The sequence below is a fragment of the Anoxybacteroides rupiense genome, assembly GCF_014196195.1.
GTDB classification, from domain to species: domain Bacteria; phylum Bacillota; class Bacilli; order Bacillales; family Anoxybacillaceae; genus Anoxybacteroides; species Anoxybacteroides rupiense.
This window is the reverse complement of sequence record NZ_JACIDF010000002.1, coordinates 247,895-270,608: the sequence shown is the minus strand read 5'-3', so window position 1 is coordinate 270,608 and position 22,714 is coordinate 247,895. Positions and strand designations below refer to the sequence as shown.

Sequence of the window (22,714 nt, the reverse complement as noted above, 5' to 3'; positions counted from 1 at the left end):
CTGTGGGCTTCACTCTCTTGTTGTCGTTCATCATTTACTGGTCCCATTCATCGCCTTGCATTTATGAAATTTATGCGTGAACGCAAAGTCATTTTCGATTGTTCAGCGAGCTTTCTCTGCATAAAATGGTTCCATCATCAATGCGCTTGATTTGTTTGCAATTATGCACTGAAAACAAGCTAGTTGTCAATAGGAAAAAGCAATTTTTTAGAATTTTTGTGCAAGTGATAACAAGAAAATGACAAATCGACAAAATGCGTGTAAACTTTAAACTAATATGAGCACTAAAATATTATGATAATATAATGACAAAGGGGACGTTATAAATGGCGAAAGAAACCATTTATCCAATAGTGGTGCCAACGCCGTTTGCCGTTGGCAATGTCAACATGTATCTAGTGAAAACGGATAGTTTGACGCTGATTGATGCTGGAGTTAAAACAGAGGAAGCTTGGCAGGCATTTAAGCATCAGCTGGCGGAGATTGGTTATGAACCCGCTGATATTGAGCAGGTGGTGATTACACATCATCATCCTGATCATGTCGGATTGTTAGACTATTTGCCCCATTCTGCTCTTGTTATCGGCCATCCGAAGGCAAGGCCGTGGATCAGCAAAGATCCGCAATTTTTAGCTTGGCATGAGCGTTATTTTCACCGCTTTCTCGTGGAGTGCGGACTTGAACCGGCTTCTCTCCATCGACTCCCTAGCTTTCGTCGTTCGTTGCGCTATTCGTGCGAGCGCTCGCTCGATATCGAGGTGCTCGAAGGAGAGGTTGTCGATGGACTCCCAGGCTGGACGGTATTAGAAATGCCGGGACATGCGCAAAGCCATATCGTCTTATATTGTGAAAAGGATGGCAGAATGATAGGAGGAGATCTTTTGCTTGCAACCGTTTCCTCCAATCCGATGCTAGAACCGCCGGATGAAGGGGAGGATGAACGTCCAAAACCACTTTTGCAGTATAACGATTCATTGCGCAAACTGCTGCGATATAAAATGACTCGTGTTATGGCGGGGCATGGCCGTGATGTGACAGATGTGCCTCCATTAGTAGAAAGACGGTTAGCTAGACAAAAAGAGCGGGCCGAGCAAGTATGGAATATGTTGCAGCAGCGTCCGATGACCGCGTTTGATGTATGCCGGGAGCTCTTTCCGGCTGTTTATGAAAAGGAATTTTTATTGACGATGTCGGAAGCGGTCGGCCAGCTTGACTATTTGGAACAGCTGGGGGCTGTTATGAAGGAGAAGGAAGGGAACTCATATGTGTATAAGGCGGTGGCGATGCGTTGAGAATTGAAGGGAAGCAGATCGTGATTACTGGCGCTTCAAGTGGAATCGGAGAGCAAATGGCGTATGAGGTTGCGAAGCGAAAAGCGATTCCGATTTTGTTGGCGCGCAATGAGAAAAAGTTGGCTGATATGGCCGAGCATATTCAACAAACATATAGCGTTCCATGCCGCTATGAGGCGCTTGATGTAAGTGATATCACAGCGGTGGAAGCAACGTTTCACAAACTGTTGCAGGAGATGGAAATAGACGTGCTTGTCAATAATGCGGGATTTGGCGTATTTCGCCATATAGAAGACATTGATTTAACGGAAGCGGAAAAAATGTTGGAGGTCAATGTGCTCGGTATGATCGCCTGTACAAAAGCGGTATATTCTCATATGATTAACCGGCGCAGCGGACACATCATTAATATTGCTTCACAGGCAGGAAAAATGGCGACACCGAAATCCAGTGTATATGCTGCCACAAAGCATGCTGTGCTTGGATTTACAAACAGCTTGCGCATGGAGGCTGCGCAGCATGGTGTATTTGTGACGGCCGTCAATCCGGGACCGATCGCTACGAGCTTTTTTGCGATCGCAGATTCATCGGGCAGCTATGTGAAAAACATCGAAAAATGGATGCTTCGTCCAGAAGCGGTTGCTCGCCGCGTGGTTGATGTGATGATGACGCCAGCGCGGGAGGTAAATATGCCGGGCTGGATGAGTGTGGGAAGTCGCTTGTATCAGCTGGTTCCTAGTCTTGTAGAAAAAGTGGCAAAACGAGCATTTTTTCAAAAATAAGCTTCAACAAACGCGAATATGGGGACGCTCAGACAGCAAGAGGGGATATTGGCTTAGGGGAAGACAGCAGGGAAACCAAGCCATTCAGATGAGACAACGGTTTTTTACATGTTTGTAATGAACTCGTAGACAGCATCATGAACAAGCTCGTAGATGTCAGCGCTCCTATTTTTTTCTTTTTCTGCTGTGACATAGGCACACAGACGATGCCATTCGTCTTCATCAAGATTCCATGTTTCCGGATGGTAGCCATATTGGTGCAAAACATTGCGAATTAGTTTTCGCAGCCATTGTTCGTTCATCATGCGTATCTCCTTCTTACAGTGGAACAAGACCGATGTTCATTTTAAAACGGTCTGTTCTCTCTCTTCTTCCCCTTTCTGCTTTGACAGCACCGCGCTTCAGTAGGTAAAATAGAGGCAAATTGGCAAAAAGGAGCTTTTGTAGAAGTGAACATCCTATGGACTGACGAAGCGATTGCCGCCCTCGCTCCTATTGTAGCGAAAATGAGATGATGGTTAAAGTAAAAAGGATGATACTGATGGTTGTGATCATGAAATCGTTTATAGAGTCGATATAAAACCCCCTTAGCTTTTTAGGAATAAGGGGGAGTTTATAAAAATGAACCATTTTTCTTAAGTAATGGTACATTGTTTCCGGTTTTTTTGGCCGCAAAAGGAGACAGAAGCTTATGTGGCCTGATGTCGACTTATTTAGTAGAGTGTCACTAGCCACATAATAAGTCAAACAAACGTAAAATCTTATGACTATTTTAAGGGCGAATCGATAGGATCTTTGCCTTAGTGAACATGAATCATTTTTATCTTTATTAGTTCATTCCCCCTTCCGAACGTATGCATATCCGAATATTTTATAATGTCTTAATGGACAGATAGTTTTATATTATATCAAGGAAGAGGGATTTTTTATGTCATTTACTTTATATGGTGTAAATCCAAGCGACTTAATTATCTTGGAAGATTTTTTTCAAAATCAGTCCAAATTTATTTCTTTGAGCCAAAAGAATGGAGATTTTCAAGCGATGGTGGCTGCACTTCAGCAGAACGGATATACTGTATCATTTAAAACAGTCCGGACTGTTGAATTGCCTGTAGGGAAAGAGGATGCAGTAAATCCTGCCATTGATTTAATTGTTTACAATGTCTATGAAGAGAGCTTATTAGTTGGCGAAGCCTACATGGTTTCTGGTCCGAAACAATCTATTGCTTTTAGTGTAATTAGTAATCTAAACAGTACAACCTCCTATTATTTTATAGAGAATAATGCAGTTCAAAGAGTTGTGTTTGATAAGAATGGTAATCTATATGAGTCAACTATTGATATTAATTTAAATGATCTAAATAATGAAAGCATTTCTATTCAGCAATTATCCTGTGAAACAATTTGTACTGGGCTTTGTTCTGGGGGGCTGGCTGGTTCTATTCCACGCTGTGTTGCTGGATGTTTAGCTACAGGCCCAGTTGGTACTCCATTTTGTACGGTACTCTGTACATTATTAGTGACTTTTGGATGTGCGTATGGTTGTGATGCGCTTTGTCAGCTTATCTAGATTATATGTGTCGATGAATAAACAAAATTTTGTTGTTTGGAGATGGTTTATGTGCCTTATTTTCATAAGCTCAGATGAAAAGGTCTGACAGAAGCAAGATACGAAGTAAATTAAAAAGAGAAGAAAGCAATGGATTTCTGTCGGAAAATCGACCTGTATTGATATAGTCCCACATTCAATGAGGGGCTTTTTTGTTTGAGTGATAAAATCACCTTTGCTCAGAGATTTTTTGGGGAATATGGTGTCAGTTGCAGGCAGGATATTGATTTTTTAGAATATCTTTTTTCTATGGCCTATACACTCCATATGCAAAGTTATAATTATGTATGTAATATATAATTGACAAAATTAAAATATATGTTACTTTATTTAAGAGAGGTGTTATGGATGGTGAATGATCATATAAAAGTCAGAAATAGAGTTAAAATGGCTCGAATTGAAAAGGGAAATTTGACGCAGATAGAATTGGCAAAAAAAGTAGGCATAACAAGACAAACACTCAATCTAATTGAAGCGCAAAAATATAACCCATCGCTAAAAGTTTGTTTGCTTTTGAGTAAATATTTAGAAAAAAGCTTGGATGAGCTTTTTTGGCTTGAGGAGAATAACGAAAAAAGGAGTGGACTGAGCGAATGAAAAACCATGATTTTATGCTAACTCTTATTGGGTTTACTGTGGCTTTTGGAATTTTAAGCATCATCACCTATAAAATTCAATGGGCTGTTTTAGTGGGGGGGATCATAGGAACTGTCGTCACTAAATTAGTCAGAAAAATGAGCAGTAAGATACGCGATCAAAAAGATGAGATAGAGTACGATGAAAGAATCAATGATCATATGAAAAATTATATAACGAACACATTTTTTATTTCTAATCTTTTATTATTACTTTACTTAATTATGGGTAGCTATATATTCAAGATATCTTTCATTAATGCTGATTATTTAGCGCTATATCTGATTATCACCTTTATCATTGCCTTTTTTATTGTTCCGGAAATTGCGAAAAGAAAATAACGTGCTTTTGTCAAGATCCCTTCCCCTTTCTGCTTTGACAGCATCGCGCTTCAGTAGGTAAAATAGAGGCAAATTGGCAAAAAGGAGCTTTTGTAGAAGTGAATATCCTATGGACTGACGAAGCGATTGCCGCCCTCGCTCCTATTGTAACGAAAACAGGGCGCCGGTTAAAGCTAAAATATGATACCGACGGCTGCGGCTGTGCCGTTAACGGCGTGCCGACGCTCTGGCTCGTCGATCGCGCTGATAAAGACGATATCGTGGTAGAGACGAATTTTGTGCCCATTTTACTCGAAAAATCTCGTCTCGTATTTTACGATGAAACGATGACGATTGATGTCGTGAAAGGCTCGGGTTGCTTTCAACTGAAGAGTCCCAATCAAATTTTAAATCCGCGTATGTCGCTTTTGGAAGTGAGTGAACAGCATGAATGATAAGCTAAAACAGATTGCCAACATTGCAAGACAAAAGACATGGGTCTCATTTTTGCATGAAAATGATCCATATAGTTTACTGCATTGGTCGGTTGCCGGCGTTTACCAGGAAAAAAAGGATGTTTGGCTGCTGCAGGATGAAATGACATTTGAAGCAACAGAGTTTGCGACGCTCGATGAAGCGATTGCTTGGCTGAATGAACATATGCCTCATATTACAGAAATTTTGTAAGCATAGGTCGTTGAAATGATGCCTTTAACATTATCGACCAAGCAGTCTCCCACCTCTAAGCCAAGCGAAGGCGGGAGTAGTTCAATTGTTGGAGGGGGAATAACAGTGGCGAAAAAAGCATCATCCATGAAGCAACAGGATGAAGCGATCACATTGCAAGATCGTCTACATGTGGATTTGTATGAACAGCTGCGAGCTAAAAAGAAATCGTTGGAGGAAGTCGAGCAGCGAAAAAAAGAGGAGGAAGAGGCGCAAAGACGAGAGGAAAAAAGGCAGCGCGAAAAGCAAAAAACATTTGAAGAACTATTAAATGAAAGCAACCTTGATTGGCGCCGTTTTAAATAAGCCGCTGAATCCATCAGCGGCTTTTGTTATGTTCACCATAGAAAATTTATGTTAACGGATTTTATATCGGCGACCATTGATGATGGCACGCATGGACTCTGAAAAGGAAGAGGCGCCTGTTTGAGGACGGTCAGAGCGTGAAGCCGGATCATGGATCAGATTGTTGATCAACCGTTCACTCTGCGTCGCGGGCCTCGCTCGCCTACTTTTGCGAACGTTTCGGAACGATTCGTCTCTTGGCTAAAACATAATGCCTTGTCTGTCCAGTAGATTCAAGAACGGTCCAGGACGAAAAAAGAAATGAATCGATCTCTTAAAGTGGTGGTGGACAAAGTCAAAACGGACGTTGTACCACCCTTCTACTTTCCATTTTATATTAGCGATGTTCTGTATAGATTGCCGTTTTTGTTTGCTCCCGAAGCCATTCGTATTCCTCTTTTGTCAATCCTGAGGCAGAAGCCGCTGCTGCGTTTTCCGCTAGCTGCTCGCTGCTGCTGGCTCCCGGAACAACGACCGCGACCGCTGGATCGTATAAGCAAAATTGGAGAGCGGTAGCTGTGAAGGAGCGGTGCAAAGCGGTTTGCTTTTTTAAGTTTGGCAGCAGTGTTTGCAGTTCTTCGTATGTATAGCTTAAATAACCATGCTGTTTGATGGAGTCGCTAGCTGCCTCCAGCGGACGTTCAGTCAATAGCCCTTTGGCTACCGGGCCGCGAATGATGACGCTAATGCGATGTTCTTTTAGAAGCGGGAAAAGCTCCTCTGGACGGCGATCCAGCAAGCTATATTGCATCATGACGCTGACGATATTCGAACGTTTCACATATTCGCGAATGACATTGGGACGAATCGAAGAAATGCCGTAATAGCGGATAACCCCTTCTTTTTTTAATTCTTCAAACGCTGCGATGGTCTCATCGATCGGATCCTCGATCGTTCCGCCGTGAAGCTGGTATAAATCAATGTAGTCCGTTTGCAGACGGCGCAGGCTTTCTTTTACAGCTGTTTTAATATATGCTTTTGAAGGATCCCAAAACCATCCTTCTTTTCCTTCCTCCCAACGATTCCCGACTTTTGTCGCAAGGATTACTTGATCGCGCTTGCCTTTCAGCGCTTTGCCGACAAATTGTTCATTTAACCCGCGATCGTAAAGATCAGCGGTATCCAAATAGTTAATGCCTCGCTCTAAAGCTTCATGAATAAGGCGAATGGCTTGTTTCTCATCTGTTCCGAGCGACATACAGCCAAGGCCGATTTCGCTGGCATATAAATCCGATGTTCCAATCCGCCGTTTCTTCATCGCACATGCCTCCTTGCAATCTGTATTTTCTTCATTTTATCACATAAAAGAGAAAATCTCTTTTTCTGAAACAGGCAGGGAAGGGAAGACTGTTGGCGTTGGCTTTTTCACGTAAGAAATCGTCCCCCTTTTTATCCAAAACATGAATCCAATACATTTGAACGGCTTAGATGATTGGAAAAAAAGGGGAGTGGAAAATCATTCAATATAGTATAATAAAAAAGAATATGATGAAGAGACGGGAGAGAAAAGAAATGGATCATCTAATGGAAAAAACGATTCACAAAGAAGAAATTTTCAAAGGCAAAGTCATTGATGTATATGTGGAGGATGTTGAGCTGCCAAATGGAAAGACGAGCAAGCGGGAAATCGTCAAGCATCCGGGCGCGGTGGCGATTATTCCAATTACAGATGAAGGAAAGCTAGTGCTTGTCAGACAATATAGAAAAGCGCTTGAGCGGGTGTTAGTTGAAATTCCTGCAGGAAAATTAGAAAAAAACGAAGAACCTGCGATGACTGCACGCCGTGAGCTGGAGGAAGAAACCGGCTATGCTGCCCAAGATCTGCATCATTTGTTGTCGTTTTACACCTCGCCTGGGTTTGCTGACGAAATCATTCATTTATACGTGGCGAAAGGATTAAAAAAACTAGAATCGGCTGCACCACTTGATGATGATGAATTTGTCGATCTGTTGGAAGTGACGTTGGAGGAAGCATTGGCGATGCTACAAAAACAAGAAATTTATGATGCGAAAACAGCCTATGCCTTGCAATATTTACAACTGCAGTATGCATTACAAAAGTAAAACGGGAGTTGCAAGCATGAAAAATTATTACGTGGATTTACATATTCATATAGGACGGACAGCTTCTGGCAGACCAGTGAAAATTACAGGCGCCCGAACGCTGACCCTTGCCAATATTATAGATGAAGCGGCGCGGATTAAAGGACTGAATATGATTGGCATTATCGATAGCCATGTTCCTGAGATCCTTGATGAATTGGAACGAGCGATGACTGAAAATGACTGGCGTGAAAATGAAGAAGGCGGGGTGTCAACGAAAGATCTTACCTTGCTGCTGGGAAGCGAAATTGAAATTTACGACGAACACTGCCAAGGACCGCTTCATGTTCTTGTTTTTTTGCCGACGATCGCCGCCATGCGTTTCTTTTCAGACTGGTTAAAAAAACGAGTGAAGAATGTTTCGTTGAGCTCACAGCGAATGTATGGGACAGGAAGAGAACTGCAGCAGCTGATTCAACAATTGAACGGCTTGTTTATTCCGGCTCACGTTTTTACTCCATTTAAAAGCTTGTATGGAAAAGGAGTGAAACGAAGCTTGCAAGAGGTGTTTGATCCTGAATGGATCGACGCGATCGAGCTTGGGCTGAGTGCTGATTCGAGCATGGCTGATCAGATTGCTGAATTGCATCGCTATCCCTATCTTTCGAATTCAGACGCTCATTCGTTGCGGAAGATTGCGCGGGAATATCAAGTTATTCGCATGAAGAGCTTAACGTTTGCCGAGCTTAAAAAAGCGCTCAAAGAGGAAGAAAATCGCGGAATTGTCGCTAATTACGGACTAAATCCTAAGCTGGGGAAATATCATCAAACGGCGTGTGAGCGTTGTGCGGCACTGATGAAAATCTATGACGAATACTGTCCGAGCTGTGGGCACGAGCGATATGTAAAAGGCGTATTTGATCGGCTTCAAGAATTAAAAACGGACACGATTCCACCCAAACGTCCGCCATACGTACATCAGGTGCCACTTGAATTTATTCCGGGCATTGGACACAAAACGTATAAAAAGCTGCTTGAGCGTTTCAAAACAGAAATGTACATTCTTCATGAAGCGACAGGATTACAGTTGGAAGAGGCCGTCGGTGAAAAGCTTGCCCAGCTCATTTTGCTTGCTAGAGACGGAAAGCTTTCCATGACAGCAGGAGGCGGCGGCAAATATGGAAGAATCGCTTCTCGATAGAAGCGATTCTTTTCTTTTCTCTTCAAGGTGTCATAGATTTGCTCTTTCCTCATACAATCTAGTAAGAGGCAGATAGGAGGACGGAGAGCAATGAGAAAACAGCCATTGAAGTCAGTGATTGCGATGCATTTAAAAGAGCATGCGTCGATTTATTTATTTATTATTGTCCTGTTTCTCATGGGCGTGATTTTTGGAGCGATTGTCGTCAATAGCTTGAATTTTAATCAAAAACAAGATTTATATTATTATTTAATGCAGTTTTTCGGACAAGTATCCAAAGGGCAGTTTGCGAGTGCGAGCGATATGTTTCAACAAAGCTATTTCCATAATTTACAGTATATTGGGTTTATGTGGGTGCTTGGTATTTCGATTATTGGATTGCCGCTTATTTTAATTTTGCTCTTTTTAAAAGGAATTGTTGTCGGCTTTACGGTCGGATTTCTAGTTAATCAAATGGGGTGGCAAGGGTTCCTATTATCGTTTGTTTCAGTTATGCCGCAAAACTTTGTTGTGGTTCCCGCTTTTATTATAATGGGAGCTGTCTCAGTTTCCTTCTCATTAAAAATGGTGCGGAATCAATTTATGAAGCGGATGCATGAACCGATTTTTCCGATGATTATCCGTTACACACTCATTATGTTGGCTATTAGTGCTTCCTTGATTGTGTCTGCTGGCTTGGAGGCATATATTTCTCCGGTCATTATGAAACAAGTCGTTCAACTAATCAATAACAAATAACAATAGCATGGAACGCATCACTTGATTCTTCAACCTTCGCTTCCCATGTCAGCAGTCAATGGTCAAGCAAGTCACTGACTTGTCTTTGACCATCGAAAACATGAGATTTCGCTTTTTGATGAGATATATGTCCATTTTCCAACTGCATCGAATCTAGGTGCTCAAAACAGCGCCATCTTCATGACCAATGAAAATTTTTAGCTTGTAATTATTTTTATATAATAACCATTTTACTTATTTACTAATAATGATTTTTATTTTGATACTTTCCTCTCTCTTTTGTTATAATGATATTTGAATGACGAGGGAGGGATAAAGATGGAAGAACGGGTTGAACGAATAAAAAAGCTCCTGCATACCGCTGGATACAAATTGACGCCACAGCGCGAGGCGACTGTCCGCGTCCTTTTGGAGCATGAAGAAGATCATTTGAGTGCGGAAGATGTCTACCTCCTCGTTAAAGAAAAATCTCCAGAGATCGGTTTAGCAACAGTCTATCGAACACTGGAGCTGTTAACGGAGTTGAAAATCGTCGATAAAATTAACTTTGGCGATGGTGTATCGCGATATGATCTTCGTCAAGAAGGAGCCGCGCATTTCCACCATCATTTAGTATGTATCGAATGCGGAGCAGTAGCGGAGATTCAAGAGGATTTGTTAGAGGAAGTAGAAGCCATTGTCGAGCGGGACTGGAAATTTAAAATTAAAGATCATCGTCTCACCTTTCACGGGATTTGTTATCGTTGCCAAGAAAAAGATAAACAAGAAGAATAACAAACCTTTTCCAGCGGGAAAGGTTTCACGTTGTAGACAAAGTCAAAACGGACTTTGTCTACAACCATTTTTATCAGATTGGCTTGAACATGCTTGGCAAACGAGGAACACCGCCAAGTGAAGACACGAATGGAACCAAAACGTTCATGAGCGGACGAACGAGACCCGTAACGCAGGATAAAAGCGTTTGTCAGCAGTCTAAACCTTTTCCAGTGGGGAAGGTTTTGATCATCATCAAATGATATCTATCATGAATCCAACAGATTTCTCACCCTGTCTATTTTATATATAAGGAAAAACGAAAGCATTCCAATGGACGAAGAAATGGAAAAGGAACGGGCGCTGATATAGTCGGATGGCCGAACGACACGGCTCTCAGACAAATGAATTTGTCTGAAAGTGTCTGGTTGTTCGGCGTTCGGTCACGCTTCGACGTGACGGGGGCAAGCCGTCGCTTTTCCTCTGCCGCATATAGGTTTTTACACATATCGTTCATTCACAATTTATACAGTATAAGGAAAACGAGTGAATCGATTTTATCGGACACCAAGGGTATACATAGTATAAAATGAGAAAATAATGGCATATCCTCATAATAAGTAGCATGAGCGAATGAGGAGGATATGCGATGAAAACGGCATGGCAAATGATCAAAGTATTTGTTTTATTTACGAGCTGCACACTTTTGTTTTACTATAGTCTTGTATGGTTTTATCGAGAATACGAGAATTACCATCGCTATAATGAGCCACAAGGATCTGCGGTAAAGGTGTCGACAACGGAAAGCGTATCAACGGATTGGGTAGAACGGTTGATATTTTTTTATAGAGACGGGGAGTAGAGAGCCTTGGAACATGAATTGAAGGATTTTCTTCATTATTTAACAGTCGAACGGAATTTGGCCCAAAACACAATTATTTCATATGAACGTGATTTAAGAAAATATGCCCGCTATTTGACGCATGCGGAACAAATTCATTCATGGAACGATGTGTCTAGGCTTCATATTTTGCAATTTTTAAAGTTTTTAAAAGAACAAGGAAGCTCTGCCAAAACGATCGCCCGCCATATTGCCTCTGTTCGATCATTTCACCAATTTCTTTTGCGGGAAAAAATAGCGGAGCAGGATCCTTCTGTTCACATCGAGACACCGCAAATGGAGCGAACGCTGCCAAAGGTGCTATCGATGGCAGAAGTTGAAGCATTACTAGAAACACCAAAGACGAATACGCCCTTTGGCATGCGCGATAAGGCGATGCTTGAGCTATTGTATGCAACAGGGATGCGTGTAAGCGAGCTTGTGAACTTGAATCTGTCGGATGTGCATTTGACTATGGGGTTTGTTCGATGCTACGGGAAAGGAAGCAAGGAACGGATCGTGCCGGTGGGGCGCATGGCTCTATCGGCGCTAAAAGCATATATCGAAGAGGCAAGACCGAAGCTGATTCAGCCAAAAAAGCGCGCGAATGACGCATTATTTTTAAATCATCACGGAGATCGTTTAACACGTCAAGGGTTTTGGAAAATTTTAAAAAAATTAGCGAAGGAAGCGAACATCGAAAAAGAATTAACTCCGCATACGCTGCGGCATTCCTTTGCTACACATTTGCTGGAAAATGGAGCAGATTTGCGGGCTGTTCAAGAGCTTCTAGGGCATTCCGACATTTCAACAACGCAAATTTACACTCATGTAACGAAAACAAGATTAAAAGATGTGTATCAACAATACCACCCGCGCGCATAGCGGGTGGTTTTTTGTCCAAAATGTTCACAGCGGTTTTTATTGCGTATAAGCATGAAAACGTTTTATAATATAGTTGTCAGACTTCTGACAAATAAGGGTTTTATGGTTTTTGCAATCATTAGGATATGATCTACCAAGAACGTCACGCTCGATGAAGTAGGAGGAATCAATGATGAGCCATACATACAAACGCGTTTTTTTAATTGTGCTGGATTCCGTTGGCATTGGAGAAGCGCCTGATGCTGAAAAATACAATGATAAAGGAGCCGATACGCTTGGACATATTGCTGAGCATCGCGGCGGTTTAAACATGCCGCATATGGCGCAGCTTGGCCTTAGCAACATTCGAGAAATTCGGGGAATCGCGAAAGCTGAGAAACCGATGGCGTACTATACAAAAATGCAAGAAGCATCGGCTGGAAAAGATACGATGACTGGTCATTGGGAATTAATGGGGTTGCGCATCGATACGCCCTTTCAAGTGTTTCCAAACGGCTTTCCAGAAGAATTAATTGCGGAGCTTGAAAAACGGACAGGACGGAAGGCCATTGGCAACAAACCAGCAAGCGGGACAGCCATTATTGAAGAACTGGGAAAAGAGCATATGGAAACAGGTGCGATCATCGTTTATACTTCGGCCGACTCCGTCTTACAAATTGCTGCTCATGAAGAAGTGGTCCCGCTTGATGAGCTTTATCATATTTGCAAAATTGCTCGTGAGCTGACACTGGATGAAAAATATATGGTCGGCCGTGTCATCGCGCGTCCATTTATCGGCCATCCGGGCAGCTTCCAGCGCACAGCGAATCGTCATGACTATGCCTTAAAACCATTTGGTCGCACGGTTATGAATGAATTGCAAGATGCTGGATACGATGTGATTGCCATTGGCAAAATTTCCGATATCTATGATAACGAAGGCGTGACCAAAGCGTTGCGCACGAAATCGAACATGGACGGAATGGATAAATTCATCGATACGCTCAAAATGGATTTTACAGGTTTAAGCTTTTTAAATCTTGTCGATTTCGATGCTTTATATGGACATCGCCGCGATCCGAAAGGATATGGTGATGCGCTGGAAGAGTTTGATATGCGCCTTGCTGAAGTATTGCCGCTTTTAAAAGAGGATGACTTGCTCATGATAACGGCGGATCATGGCAATGATCCTGTGCACCATGGGACAGATCATACGCGCGAATATGTGCCGCTTCTTGTGTACAGCCCTAGCATGAATGGCGGAAAGGAACTGCCGCTGCGGAGCACATTTGCTGATGTTGGGGCTACCATTGCGGATAATTTTCAAGTGAAGCTTCCAAAATACGGTCAAAGCTTTCTAACCAGTTTGAAATAAGGAGGAACATTCATGAATCAAGCAGCGATTGAACAAGCGGAGCAGTTTTTAAAGGAAAAATGGACCGAACCGCCGCAAATCGGGCTCATTCTTGGCTCAGGACTCGGCGTATTGGCTGATGAAATTGAACAAGCCGTAAAAATTCCCTACAACGCGATTCCTGGATTCCCTGTTTCAACAGTTGAAGGGCATGCGGGGCAGTTAGTATACGGTCGGTTGGAAGGCGCTGTTGTGTTAGCCATGCAAGGGCGATTCCACTATTATGAAGGATACAGTTTTGATAAAGTAACCTTTCCCGTTCGCGTAATGAAACGATTGGGCGTTCAACAATTAATTGTCACCAATGCTGCTGGAGGTGTCAACGAATCATTTCAGCCAGGGGATTTAATGATCATCGCAGACCATATTAATAATATGGGAACCAATCCACTCATTGGTCCGAATGATCCATCATTCGGCGTCCGGTTCCCTGATATGTCAAAGGCTTATAGCAAATCATTAAGAGAATTGGCGAAAAACGTTGCTTCACGTTTAGGTATTCGCATACAAGAAGGCGTATATGTAGCGAATACAGGCCCATCATATGAAACACCTGCAGAAATTCGCATGATTCGCGCTATGGGCGGCGATGCGGTCGGCATGTCAACCGTTCCTGAAGTGATTGTAGCCCGCCATGCCAATATGGAGGTGCTCGGCATTTCTTGCATTTCTAATATGGCTGCTGGCATTTTAGATCAGCCGCTTACGCACGATGAGGTGATCGAGACGACAGAAAAAGCGAAGGCCGACTTTTTACGTCTTGTCAAAGCGATTGTCGCCGAAATGCGTAAATAAAACGATCGTACGTATTTTTTGACGGTGGGATGATCATGAGCCGCTTCACAGGATGATGAATGAATCGGAAACAACGTCGTTCGGATTTTTGTCACGCATTTAGGTGGCAAAGACAATCCAGTGAAGTTGTCTTTAACCGCCGATGTTTCAAAGACCATTCGTCCCCTCTTTAGATTGTATTTGATAGAGAAAAAAATCAATGAAAAGGTGATTTTATATGAGAATGGTAGACTTAATTGCGAAAAAACGAGATGGCCAGTCTTTGACGAACGAAGAAATCCAATTTATCATGAACGGATATACCAATGGCGACATTCCGGATTATCAAATGAGTGCGTGGGCGATGGCGGTATTTTTTCGCGGAATGACAGAAGAAGAAACAGCCGCATTAACACTGGCAATGGTTCATTCTGGAGAAACGATTGATTTATCAAAAATTGAGGGAATAAAAGTGGATAAACATTCGACGGGAGGTGTAGGCGATACAACTACGCTCGTATTAGGCCCTCTTGTTGCTTCTGTTGGTGTGCCGGTAGCCAAAATGTCGGGGCGTGGGCTTGGCCATACCGGTGGCACGATTGATAAATTAGAATCGGTGCCAGGATTTCATGTGGAAATAAATAACTCTCAATTTATCGAATTGGTTAACCAAAATAAAATTGCAGTCATTGGTCAAACAGGCAATCTAACTCCGGCTGATAAAAAGCTTTATGCGCTTCGAGATGTAACGGCAACAGTCAACAGCATTCCTTTAATTGCTTCATCCATTATGAGCAAAAAAATTGCCGCAGGAGCCGATGCGATTGTATTAGATGTCAAAACAGGGGCTGGAGCATTTATGAAAGATTTGGAGGATGCCAGAGCGCTAGCTGAAGCGATGGTGGAAATCGGAAAGCGTGTAGGCCGGAAAACAATGGCTATTATTTCGGATATGAGCCAGCCTCTTGGTTATGCAATTGGGAATGCGTTGGAAGTGAAAGAAGCCATTGATACGCTCAAAGGAGAAGGACCGGAAGATCTGCAAGAGCTCTGCCTTGTGCTCGGAAGCCATATGGTCTATTTGGCAGAGAAAGCGGCGTCTTTAGAGGAAGCGCGGGCCATGTTGGAAAAAGCCATGCAAGATGGCTCTGCATTAAATACATTTAAAAAGTTCTTGGCTGCTCAAGGGGGAGATGTGTCTGTCATCGATGATCCGTCCAAACTGCCGCAGGCGAAATATCAAATAGAGCTAATCGCGCAAGAAGATGGCTATGTAACAGAGATTGTTGCCGATGCAGTCGGTACAGCGGCAATGTTGCTTGGCGCTGGGCGGGCGACAAAGGAATCGTCCATCGACTTGGCGGTTGGGCTTGTGTTGCGCAAAAAAATCGGAGATGCTGTTCATAAAGGGGAATCGCTTGTGACGATTTATAGCAATAGCGAACAAGTGGATGAAGTCAAGAACATGTTATATGAAAACATCAAAATTACTCCAGAGCCTGTTCAAGCGCCAACGCTGATTTATGACAAAATTTTATAAGGAGGCTGTCTCAAAAGGTCGTTAAATCGACCTTTTGGGGACTGCCTCTTTTTTTATTACTTGATTATTTATTTCTTTTTTGAATCAGGAATGGCTCCTTATTTCTGAATTTTATCCTGTTTTTTTCTTTGGTGGATCGGTTGTGGTCGTCCACTTTCCCAAATGGTGGGCAGCACAAATAAGCCCCCATTCCAAGGTGATTTTTAGGAGCCCTCTTAACCAAAATCGCTGAAATTGCTGATTGTGCTGGATGGGCCCAAACACCGGCTCCTTTTCGATTGATCGTTTTCGGTACGTCGCCGCTCCTTCTTCCGCGGACAGCTGTTCCTGGATCTCCTGCCGTTGTTATTGCGGATGGTTTTCGTGCTTTTGCCTTTGGCGCATGCTGCCTGAAACGGGTATCCGGCACAAGCCATACAACGATACGTCCGTTTGACGGCAACATACCCGTTGTCCGTCGTTTCTTTCCGTTCATACACAAACACCAACCGTCTCCCTTTGGCGCCAATCATTCATCCAGCTCCTCCTCATATGTCATGTCCTCGATTCAGCGGCTCTCTTTCGCCCACGCTTTCGTTGATTCCCGATCCAACGTATTGTACTTGATCAGGACGACGATCTCCTTTTTCTCACAATACGTGTAGTTCTCCTCTTTATCCAAAAAAGTACTCCAAAAGCGAACGCTATGCGAACACTTTTGGGACCCTCTTTTGTTGGGGACAAGCAGTGATCGATTTGCTTTTCAACATGATGAAATCTAAGCATTTTCGTTTGCGGACTAGCGTGCTTTAACAAGTTGTGTAGATCGAAAGTCATGGTTTGAAACCATCATGACAGCCGACGTTTTTGGCTGATCGCATAAATTAGCTTCTCTCACCACTCTCCACATGTATAAAAAAATAAAAATTGGAAAAGATGGCATGTATAAAGAATGGAGGGTTGGGAGATGAAGAAAGCCATTATTGGTTTGCTGCTCATGATTTGTTGGACGATACCAATATCAACAGGAGTTCAAGCAGCTGAAAAACAAGCGAGTCCAAATGCGGATCTCGTCAGTCAAGCAAAATCGGCTATTTTAATTGAACGCGATACAGGGACCATCTTGTATGAAAAAAACGTTCACCAAAAGTTGCCTCCTGCCAGCATGACAAAAATTATGACTATGCTGCTGATTATGGATGCAATCGATCAAGGAAAGCTCAAATGGAATGAAAAGGTGCGAGCAAGCGAATATGCCGCATCAATGGGAGGCTCACAAATTTTTTTAGAGCCTGGTGAAGAAATGACCGTTGATGAGCTTATGCGCGGAATCGCGATTGGTTCTGGTAATGATGCAGCAGTAGCGATGGCAGAACGAATTGCTGGCTCCGAGAAAGCTTTCGTAGAAATGATGAATAAAAAAGCAAAACAGATGGGGCTTAAGGATACCGTCTTTAAAAACGCCACCGGTTTGCCTGCGGAAGGTCATTATAGTAGCGCATACGATATGGCAATGATGGCAAAGGAACTATTAAAATATGACGAGGTTACGAAATATACGGGAAAATATGAAGATTATTTACGGGAAAATACAGACAAAAAATTTTGGCTTGTGAATACAAACCGTCTTGTGAAGTTTTATCCGGGAGTGGATGGAGTGAAGACCGGTTTCACAGCGGATGCAAAATATTGTTTAACAGCCACAGCCAAAAAAGATGGTATGCGTGTGATTGCCGTCATATTTGGAGCACCGACGCCAAAGGAACGCAATGAACAAATTACCAAATTATTAGATTATGCCTTTAGTCAATATCAAACCCATCCTGTTTATAAACGCAATGAAGTCATCAGCCACGTCAAGATCAGCAAAGGAAAGAAAAAGGAAGCTGAACTGGTGACAGCAGAGCCGATTTCTGTATTGACGAAAAAGGGAGCTAATGTTAAGGATATTCAGAAAGTGGTGAAGCTCAAGGAGAATGTAAAGGCGCCGATTCAAAAAGGAGAAGAGCTTGGCACGCTTGTTTTAAAGCAGAATGGAAAAAAACTTCTAGAGAGCCCGCTTGTTGCTAAGCAATCTGTCCAAGAAGCTAGTTGGTGGGATTTATGGAAGCGGACGCTGAGTTCGTTTGTCAAATCTGCTTAAATAAACAAATAGCGTCGATTTCTGTAGATTTTGCTCTACTTTTTTTGGATTCGCACTAGTTTTGTCAAACGGCAGGACTTCCCCGTCATTTTAGAGAAATAGTTCCATATCTGAAATGACAAGGGGGAAAGTGTAGTGAGTCTAGTGATGGACTTTGAAGTGAGACAAGATGTGTTGCTCATTCGGCTTGCCGGTGAGCTCGACCATCATACAGCGGAAGAGCTGCGGGAAAAAGTGACCGATACTCTTGAAAAAGAACATATTCATCATATTGTATTTAATCTTGAAAATTTAATGTTTATGGATAGCTCCGGACTTGGCGTTATTTTAGGGCGCTATAAGCAAATCAAAAATTTGGGTGGAGAAATGATTGTTTGTTCTGTTTCTCCAGCTGTTAAACGATTGTTTGATATGTCCGGGCTATTTAAAATTATCCGTCTAGAAGAAGATGAACAATTTGCATTACAGACATTGGGGGTGGCGTAAATGAGAAACGAAATGCACCTCCAATTTTCGGCACTTAGTCAAAATGAATCGTTTGCCCGTGTAACAGTGGCCGCATTTGTTGCCCAGCTTGATCCAACAATGGATGAACTGACAGAAATCAAAACGGTTGTGTCAGAAGCGGTGACCAATGCGATTATTCACGGGTATAACAATGATCCAAACGGAATGGTCTATATTTCTGTCGTGATAGAGGAGGGGGCTGTCCGCATTACAATCAGAGATGAAGGAGCGGGAATCGCGGACATTGAAGAGGCGCGGCAGCCATTGTTTACAACGAAACCTGAATTAGAACGATCGGGAATGGGGTTTACCATTATGGAAAACTTCATGGATGAAATCTCGATTCACTCGGAAGTGAACAAAGGGACAACTGTTCATTTAACGAAATATATTATGAAAAGCAAAGCGTTATGCAATTAAGGGAGACATGCCTATGGATGTCGATGTCAAGCAAGAACAGACGCCAATTAAGGATCAGGCAATGAAAGAGCTGATTCGACGCAGCCAAGAAGGCGACCAAGCAGCGCGTGATGAAATTATTCAAAAAAATATGCGGCTTGTTTGGTCTGTTGTCCAGCGTTTTTTGAATCGCGGCTATGAGCCGGATGATTTATTTCAAATCGGCTGTATCGGATTGCTCAAATCGGTGGATAAATTTGATTTATCGTATGATGTTAAATTTTCAACCTATGCAGTGCCAATGATTATTGGCGAAATTCAGCGGTTTATTCGAGATGATGGAACCGTGAAGGTGAGCCGTTCTCTCAAAGAAACGGGCAATAAAATACGCAAGGCAAAGGATGAATTATCCAAACGTCATGGGCGTGTGCCGACCGTAACGGAAATTGCCGAATATTTACAAATTTCGCCTGAAGAAGTCGTGCTTGCTCAAGAAGCAAGCCGATCCCCGGCGTCCATTCACGAAACGGTCTATGAAAACGATGGCGATCCCATCACTCTTCTTGATCAAATCGCTGACCAAGATGAAGATTCGTGGTTCGATAAAATTGCGTTAAAAAAAGCAATAGAAGAGCTGGATGAGCGAGAACGGCTGATTGTATATTTGCGTTATTACAAGGACCAAACGCAATCAGAAGTGGCATCTAGATTAGGCATCTCTCAAGTGCAAGTATCACGACTGGAAAAGAAGATTTTACAGCAAATGAAACAAAGAATGGATGAGTAAGCATCCATTCTTTTTCTTTTTTATAGAATTGATGGTAATTGACATCAAACCGAATGATTCCTTTTTTGTCCAAACATACTATTCATTAAGAAATTAATGAGGTTGAGGGTGTGAGGCAAATGGAAAAAGCCGTATTTGTGAAATTGCGCCACCGTGTTCAAGTCAAACCTGATGATGTCATATTGGTAGGAGATGTGGCGCAAATCATTGCTAGTGATAAGCAAATGCTTCAGCAATTAAAGCGAATTCCTTTATATCGTATCCAACGAAGCGACAAAAATATTGTCATTGTCGATGTAATGAAAGTGGTGGACGCGATTGTCCGTTTTGATCCTTCATTAGAAATTCAAACGATCGGCTCAGCTCAAACGATTGTAGAGGTGGTATATCCGAAACGGACGATTTCATTTGCCTATTTTTTAGCGGTTTGGCTGCTGCTTTTTATTGGCTCGGCCATCGCGATTATTAATTTTCATGAAGATGTGAGTATGCAGGAAACGCATCAGCATTTATACACGATCATTACAGGGAAAAAAGCCGACAAGCCTCTTCTCTTCCAGATTCCCTATTCGATTGGTCTGGGATTAGGGATGATTATCTTTTTTAATCATGTGTTTCGTAAGCGGATTAACGAAGAACCGAGTCCTCTCGAAGTCGAAATGTTCAATTATCAGCAATCGCTCGATCAATATGTGATTTTACATGAAAATAAGGAAAGCATGAAGCAAATTGACGACCGTTAAGGCGATTGCTGTTATCGTGATTGGCTTAGCGGGAGGACTGGCGGTAGGCACAGGATTTGTGGCTTTTTTGGCCGTTCTCGGCGTAATCCCAAGACTGACACAATTAACAAAAACAATGAAATGGATTTATGCCTATGAATGGAGTGCTGTTTTTGGAGCAGTAACTGGCGGATGGATGAGCCTTCGTTCTTCTGCTTTAGATATCTCTAAATATTGGCTTATTCCGTTAGGCTTATTTAGCGGAGTATTTATTGGGATGTTGGCAGCAGCGCTGACAGAGGTGCTGAATGTGTGGCCTATTTTAGCCAAACGGATCGGGATGGTAGATAAAATTATTTTATTGATGATGGCCCTTGTCTTCGGAAAAGTGTTTGGCTCTTTATTTTATTGGATGTATTTTGCAGAGGTGATGTCATTATGAAACTGCGCGATCATTACCAGCAGGCTGTCAGAAAATTTCAGCCTAAGCCTTCCTATTTAGCAAATAGCTTTCAAGCATTTATCAGCGGCGGTTTGGTTTGTGCCGGCGCAGAGGGGCTGCGGGCGTTATATATGAATAGTTGGGGATTTTCATCAGATGCTGCTCAACATTTAATGATGTTAACCGTCATGGGCTTAGCTGTTTTGCTGACAGCCATGGGACGATATGATGCTTTGAGCCAATTTGCTGGTGCCGGCGCGACCGTGTTGCTTACCGGCTTTGCGAATTCTTTAGCGAGCGCGGCTATGGAGCATCGAACAGAAGGATGGGTTAGCGGAATCGCTAATCATATGTTTAAAATCGGCGGTGTCGTCATCGTCTATGGAATGGTCATTGCCTATGTTTTAGGAGTGATATATTACATCGTGTAAATGAAAGGGGGAGTTCTGTGCGACTTGTTGGAAAACAAACATGGGTATTTGAGAACAATATATATATTCAGGCAACAGGAACGGCAGTTGGTCCTTTTGAAGCGGACGGCCCCCTTGGAAAGCAATTTGATGTAGGATATCGCGATTTGTATTGCGGAGAAAAAACATGGGAGCTTGCGGAGCGGCGTCTGATGAAAGAAGCGATTACTATTTGCATGAATAAAGGAAATGTGACAGCAAATGAAATTGATGTGTTTCTTGCTGGGGATTTATTAAATCAAAATGTTACAGCCAATTATACAGCGCGTGAGCTTCCGATTCCGTTTTTATGCATGTTTGGAGCGTGCTCTACTTCGATGGAAACGCTGGCCGTCGGGGCGGCTCTTGTCGATGGGGGCTTTGCCAGACAAGCGCTTGTGGCAACAAGCAGCCACAACGCGACAGCGGAGCGACAATTTCGTTATCCAACGGAGCTTGGTATTCAAAAACCGAAAAGTGCAACATTTACAGTAACCGGAGCGGGGGCAGCGCTTATCGGCAGCCAAAAGGGCCGATTTCGAGTGACGGCGGCTACCATTGGAAGAGTGATCGATGCCGGCTTAAAAAATCCGATGGATATGGGAGCGGCGATGGCGCCGGCCGCTGCCCACACGATCGAGCAGCACTTTTTGGACTTAAATCGTTCGCCCGCTGATTATGACTTGATTGTAACAGGGGATCTATCAGGAATCGGCAGTGTGATTGTCAAAGAATTATTGATGGAAGCAGGCTATGATATCACGGATGGTTACAGCGATTGCGGGCTCATGATCTACCGGCCGGATCAAAGAAAATTTGCCGGCGGAAGCGGGTGTGCCTGCTGTGCGGTTGTTACGTATGGCCATTTATTAAGAGAAATGGAAAAGGGGACGTTTCGCAAAATATTTGTTGTCGCAACAGGAGCGTTATTAAGTCAGACTATGATTCAGCAAAAACAATCGATTCCAGCGATTGCTCACGGCGTTGTGATCGAATCGGTAGGAGGATGAGAAATGGACTATTGGATGGCCTTTTTAGTGGGTGGAGCGATCTGCGGGGCGGCTCAATGGCTGATGGATCGCGCCAATATATCGCAAATCCATATGCTTGCCGGACTTGTAAGCGTCGGTGCTCTGCTGGGAGCACTTGGTGTATATGACCAATTAGTAGAGGTCGCAGGCGCGGGCGCTTTGCTGCCAATGAGCGGCTTCGGCTATTTGCTTGCCAAAGGGATCGCGTCCCATGAAGCTGGACAAGGATGGATGAATATGGGGGCCAACATGTTCCAATATATTGGTCTCGAGCTTTCATTTGTCATTACGCTATCATTTGTCGCGGCCCTTATTTGCAAACCAAGGGGATAACGATG

At 43.0% G+C, this 22,714-nt stretch carries 29 protein-coding genes; 26 read left to right on the top strand and 3 right to left on the bottom strand.

What is annotated here, in order from left to right:
* The first annotated feature begins 326 nt into the window (after positions 1 to 326).
* A complete protein-coding gene (locus GGQ95_RS04935; RefSeq protein WP_183186446.1) occupies positions 327 to 1,292 on the top strand; it encodes an MBL fold metallo-hydrolase in 966 nt (321 codons plus the stop codon).
* Positions 1,289 to 2,074: an SDR family NAD(P)-dependent oxidoreductase gene (locus GGQ95_RS04930; RefSeq protein ID WP_066145664.1), complete on the top strand. Its 786-nt coding sequence runs from the start codon at positions 1,289 to 1,291 to the stop codon at positions 2,072 to 2,074. The genes GGQ95_RS04935 and GGQ95_RS04930 overlap by 4 nt, the downstream gene beginning before the upstream one ends.
* A gap of 104 nt (positions 2,075 to 2,178) precedes the next feature.
* Here GGQ95_RS04930 and GGQ95_RS04925 read toward each other — a convergent pair whose 3' ends face one another.
* Positions 2,179 to 2,376 carry a YqzH family protein gene (locus tag GGQ95_RS04925; RefSeq protein ID WP_066145662.1) on the bottom strand — a complete coding sequence of 66 codons (198 nt, stop codon included), beginning with the start codon at positions 2,374 to 2,376 and terminating at the stop codon, positions 2,179 to 2,181.
* Between the two features lie 626 nt (positions 2,377 to 3,002).
* On the opposite strand from GGQ95_RS04925, the gene GGQ95_RS04920 reads away from it, so the two are divergent.
* From GGQ95_RS04920 to GGQ95_RS04895, 6 genes are all read left to right on the top strand, one after another.
* Positions 3,003 to 3,644, top strand: coding sequence for a hypothetical protein (locus tag GGQ95_RS04920; RefSeq protein ID WP_044744994.1), 642 nt, complete (start codon positions 3,003 to 3,005; stop codon positions 3,642 to 3,644).
* Between the two features lie 387 nt (positions 3,645 to 4,031).
* Positions 4,032 to 4,280 (top strand): helix-turn-helix transcriptional regulator, encoded by a 249-nt coding sequence (locus GGQ95_RS04915; RefSeq protein WP_044744993.1) that lies wholly within the window; start codon positions 4,032 to 4,034, stop codon positions 4,278 to 4,280.
* Positions 4,277 to 4,660, top strand: a complete 384-nt coding sequence (locus GGQ95_RS04910; RefSeq protein ID WP_066145659.1) for a sodium/glutamate symporter — start codon at positions 4,277 to 4,279, stop codon at positions 4,658 to 4,660. The genes GGQ95_RS04915 and GGQ95_RS04910 overlap by 4 nt, the downstream gene beginning before the upstream one ends.
* A gap of 98 nt (positions 4,661 to 4,758) precedes the next feature.
* Positions 4,759 to 5,094 carry an iron-sulfur cluster biosynthesis family protein gene (locus tag GGQ95_RS04905; protein WP_066145657.1) on the top strand — a complete coding sequence of 112 codons (336 nt, stop codon included), beginning with the start codon at positions 4,759 to 4,761 and terminating at the stop codon, positions 5,092 to 5,094.
* On the top strand, positions 5,087 to 5,326 hold the full coding sequence (locus GGQ95_RS04900) for a YqkC family protein (RefSeq protein ID WP_044746547.1): 240 nt from the start codon (positions 5,087 to 5,089) through the stop codon (positions 5,324 to 5,326). Before GGQ95_RS04905 ends, GGQ95_RS04900 begins: the two co-directional genes overlap by 8 nt.
* Positions 5,327 to 5,452: 126 nt before the next feature.
* Positions 5,453 to 5,671: a YqkE family protein gene (locus tag GGQ95_RS04895; RefSeq protein ID WP_066146519.1), complete on the top strand. Its 219-nt coding sequence runs from the start codon at positions 5,453 to 5,455 to the stop codon at positions 5,669 to 5,671.
* A gap of 376 nt (positions 5,672 to 6,047) precedes the next feature.
* On the opposite strand, the gene GGQ95_RS04890 is transcribed toward GGQ95_RS04895, so the two are convergent.
* Positions 6,048 to 6,968, bottom strand: coding sequence for an aldo/keto reductase (locus tag GGQ95_RS04890; RefSeq protein WP_080862350.1), 921 nt, complete (start codon positions 6,966 to 6,968; stop codon positions 6,048 to 6,050).
* A 254-nt stretch (positions 6,969 to 7,222) separates the two neighbouring features.
* On the opposite strand from GGQ95_RS04890, the gene GGQ95_RS04885 reads away from it, so the two are divergent.
* The 9 genes from GGQ95_RS04885 to GGQ95_RS04845 all read left to right on the top strand — a co-directional run bounded on the left by GGQ95_RS04885 (position 7,223) and on the right by GGQ95_RS04845 (position 15,917).
* Positions 7,223 to 7,774 carry an NUDIX domain-containing protein gene (locus GGQ95_RS04885; protein ID WP_183186445.1) on the top strand — a complete coding sequence of 184 codons (552 nt, stop codon included), beginning with the start codon at positions 7,223 to 7,225 and terminating at the stop codon, positions 7,772 to 7,774.
* A 16-nt stretch (positions 7,775 to 7,790) separates the two neighbouring features.
* Positions 7,791 to 8,954, top strand: a complete 1,164-nt coding sequence (locus tag GGQ95_RS04880; RefSeq protein WP_159720104.1) for an endonuclease Q family protein — start codon at positions 7,791 to 7,793, stop codon at positions 8,952 to 8,954.
* A 90-nt stretch (positions 8,955 to 9,044) separates the two neighbouring features.
* Positions 9,045 to 9,692: a stage II sporulation protein M gene (spoIIM, locus tag GGQ95_RS04875; protein ID WP_044746543.1), complete on the top strand. Its 648-nt coding sequence runs from the start codon at positions 9,045 to 9,047 to the stop codon at positions 9,690 to 9,692.
* 318 nt (positions 9,693 to 10,010) lie between these two features.
* Positions 10,011 to 10,466: a ferric iron uptake transcriptional regulator gene (gene fur / locus GGQ95_RS04870; protein ID WP_044746542.1), complete on the top strand. Its 456-nt coding sequence runs from the start codon at positions 10,011 to 10,013 to the stop codon at positions 10,464 to 10,466.
* Between the two features lie 628 nt (positions 10,467 to 11,094).
* The gene (locus GGQ95_RS04865) at positions 11,095 to 11,307 is read left to right on the top strand and encodes a YqzK family protein (protein ID WP_066145649.1); all 213 of its coding nucleotides are present in this window, start codon (positions 11,095 to 11,097) and stop codon (positions 11,305 to 11,307) included.
* A 6-nt stretch (positions 11,308 to 11,313) separates the two neighbouring features.
* Positions 11,314 to 12,210, top strand: coding sequence for a site-specific tyrosine recombinase XerD (gene xerD, locus GGQ95_RS04860; RefSeq protein WP_044746540.1), 897 nt, complete (start codon positions 11,314 to 11,316; stop codon positions 12,208 to 12,210).
* A gap of 172 nt (positions 12,211 to 12,382) precedes the next feature.
* On the top strand, positions 12,383 to 13,564 hold the full coding sequence (gene deoB, locus GGQ95_RS04855) for a phosphopentomutase (protein WP_183186444.1): 1,182 nt from the start codon (positions 12,383 to 12,385) through the stop codon (positions 13,562 to 13,564).
* Positions 13,565 to 13,576: 12 nt separating this feature from the next.
* Positions 13,577 to 14,398 carry a purine-nucleoside phosphorylase gene (locus GGQ95_RS04850; protein ID WP_183186443.1) on the top strand — a complete coding sequence of 274 codons (822 nt, stop codon included), beginning with the start codon at positions 13,577 to 13,579 and terminating at the stop codon, positions 14,396 to 14,398.
* 217 nt (positions 14,399 to 14,615) lie between these two features.
* A complete protein-coding gene (locus GGQ95_RS04845; RefSeq protein ID WP_183186442.1) occupies positions 14,616 to 15,917 on the top strand; it encodes a pyrimidine-nucleoside phosphorylase in 1,302 nt (433 codons plus the stop codon).
* Between the two features lie 64 nt (positions 15,918 to 15,981).
* On the opposite strand, the gene GGQ95_RS18960 is transcribed toward GGQ95_RS04845, so the two are convergent.
* Positions 15,982 to 16,392: a hypothetical protein gene (locus GGQ95_RS18960; RefSeq protein ID WP_458294271.1), complete on the bottom strand. Its 411-nt coding sequence runs from the start codon at positions 16,390 to 16,392 to the stop codon at positions 15,982 to 15,984.
* 471 nt (positions 16,393 to 16,863) lie between these two features.
* On the opposite strand from GGQ95_RS18960, the gene GGQ95_RS04835 reads away from it, so the two are divergent.
* From GGQ95_RS04835 to GGQ95_RS04795, 9 genes are all read left to right on the top strand, one after another.
* Positions 16,864 to 18,039: a D-alanyl-D-alanine carboxypeptidase family protein gene (locus GGQ95_RS04835; RefSeq protein ID WP_044742164.1), complete on the top strand. Its 1,176-nt coding sequence runs from the start codon at positions 16,864 to 16,866 to the stop codon at positions 18,037 to 18,039.
* Between the two features lie 147 nt (positions 18,040 to 18,186).
* Positions 18,187 to 18,525 carry an anti-sigma F factor antagonist gene (gene spoIIAA / locus GGQ95_RS04830; RefSeq protein ID WP_221212008.1) on the top strand — a complete coding sequence of 113 codons (339 nt, stop codon included), beginning with the start codon at positions 18,187 to 18,189 and terminating at the stop codon, positions 18,523 to 18,525.
* On the top strand, positions 18,526 to 18,966 hold the full coding sequence (spoIIAB, locus tag GGQ95_RS04825) for an anti-sigma F factor (RefSeq protein WP_183186441.1): 441 nt from the start codon (positions 18,526 to 18,528) through the stop codon (positions 18,964 to 18,966).
* A gap of 13 nt (positions 18,967 to 18,979) precedes the next feature.
* Entirely contained in the window at positions 18,980 to 19,732 is a 753-nt protein-coding gene (sigF, locus tag GGQ95_RS04820; RefSeq protein WP_044742167.1) for an RNA polymerase sporulation sigma factor SigF, read from the top strand.
* Positions 19,733 to 19,851: 119 nt separating this feature from the next.
* Positions 19,852 to 20,475 carry a stage V sporulation protein AA gene (locus tag GGQ95_RS04815; protein WP_044742168.1) on the top strand — a complete coding sequence of 208 codons (624 nt, stop codon included), beginning with the start codon at positions 19,852 to 19,854 and terminating at the stop codon, positions 20,473 to 20,475.
* Positions 20,462 to 20,896, top strand: coding sequence for a stage V sporulation protein AB (locus tag GGQ95_RS04810; RefSeq protein ID WP_044742169.1), 435 nt, complete (start codon positions 20,462 to 20,464; stop codon positions 20,894 to 20,896). The genes GGQ95_RS04815 and GGQ95_RS04810 overlap by 14 nt, the downstream gene beginning before the upstream one ends.
* Positions 20,893 to 21,327 carry a SpoVA/SpoVAEb family sporulation membrane protein gene (locus tag GGQ95_RS04805; protein ID WP_066145637.1) on the top strand — a complete coding sequence of 145 codons (435 nt, stop codon included), beginning with the start codon at positions 20,893 to 20,895 and terminating at the stop codon, positions 21,325 to 21,327. The genes GGQ95_RS04810 and GGQ95_RS04805 overlap by 4 nt, the downstream gene beginning before the upstream one ends.
* Positions 21,328 to 21,344: 17 nt before the next feature.
* Positions 21,345 to 22,355, top strand: a complete 1,011-nt coding sequence (spoVAD, locus tag GGQ95_RS04800) for a stage V sporulation protein AD (RefSeq protein WP_044742171.1) — start codon at positions 21,345 to 21,347, stop codon at positions 22,353 to 22,355.
* A gap of 3 nt (positions 22,356 to 22,358) precedes the next feature.
* Positions 22,359 to 22,709 carry a SpoVA/SpoVAEb family sporulation membrane protein gene (locus tag GGQ95_RS04795; RefSeq protein WP_044742172.1) on the top strand — a complete coding sequence of 117 codons (351 nt, stop codon included), beginning with the start codon at positions 22,359 to 22,361 and terminating at the stop codon, positions 22,707 to 22,709.
* Positions 22,710 to 22,714: the final 5 nt, after the last annotated feature.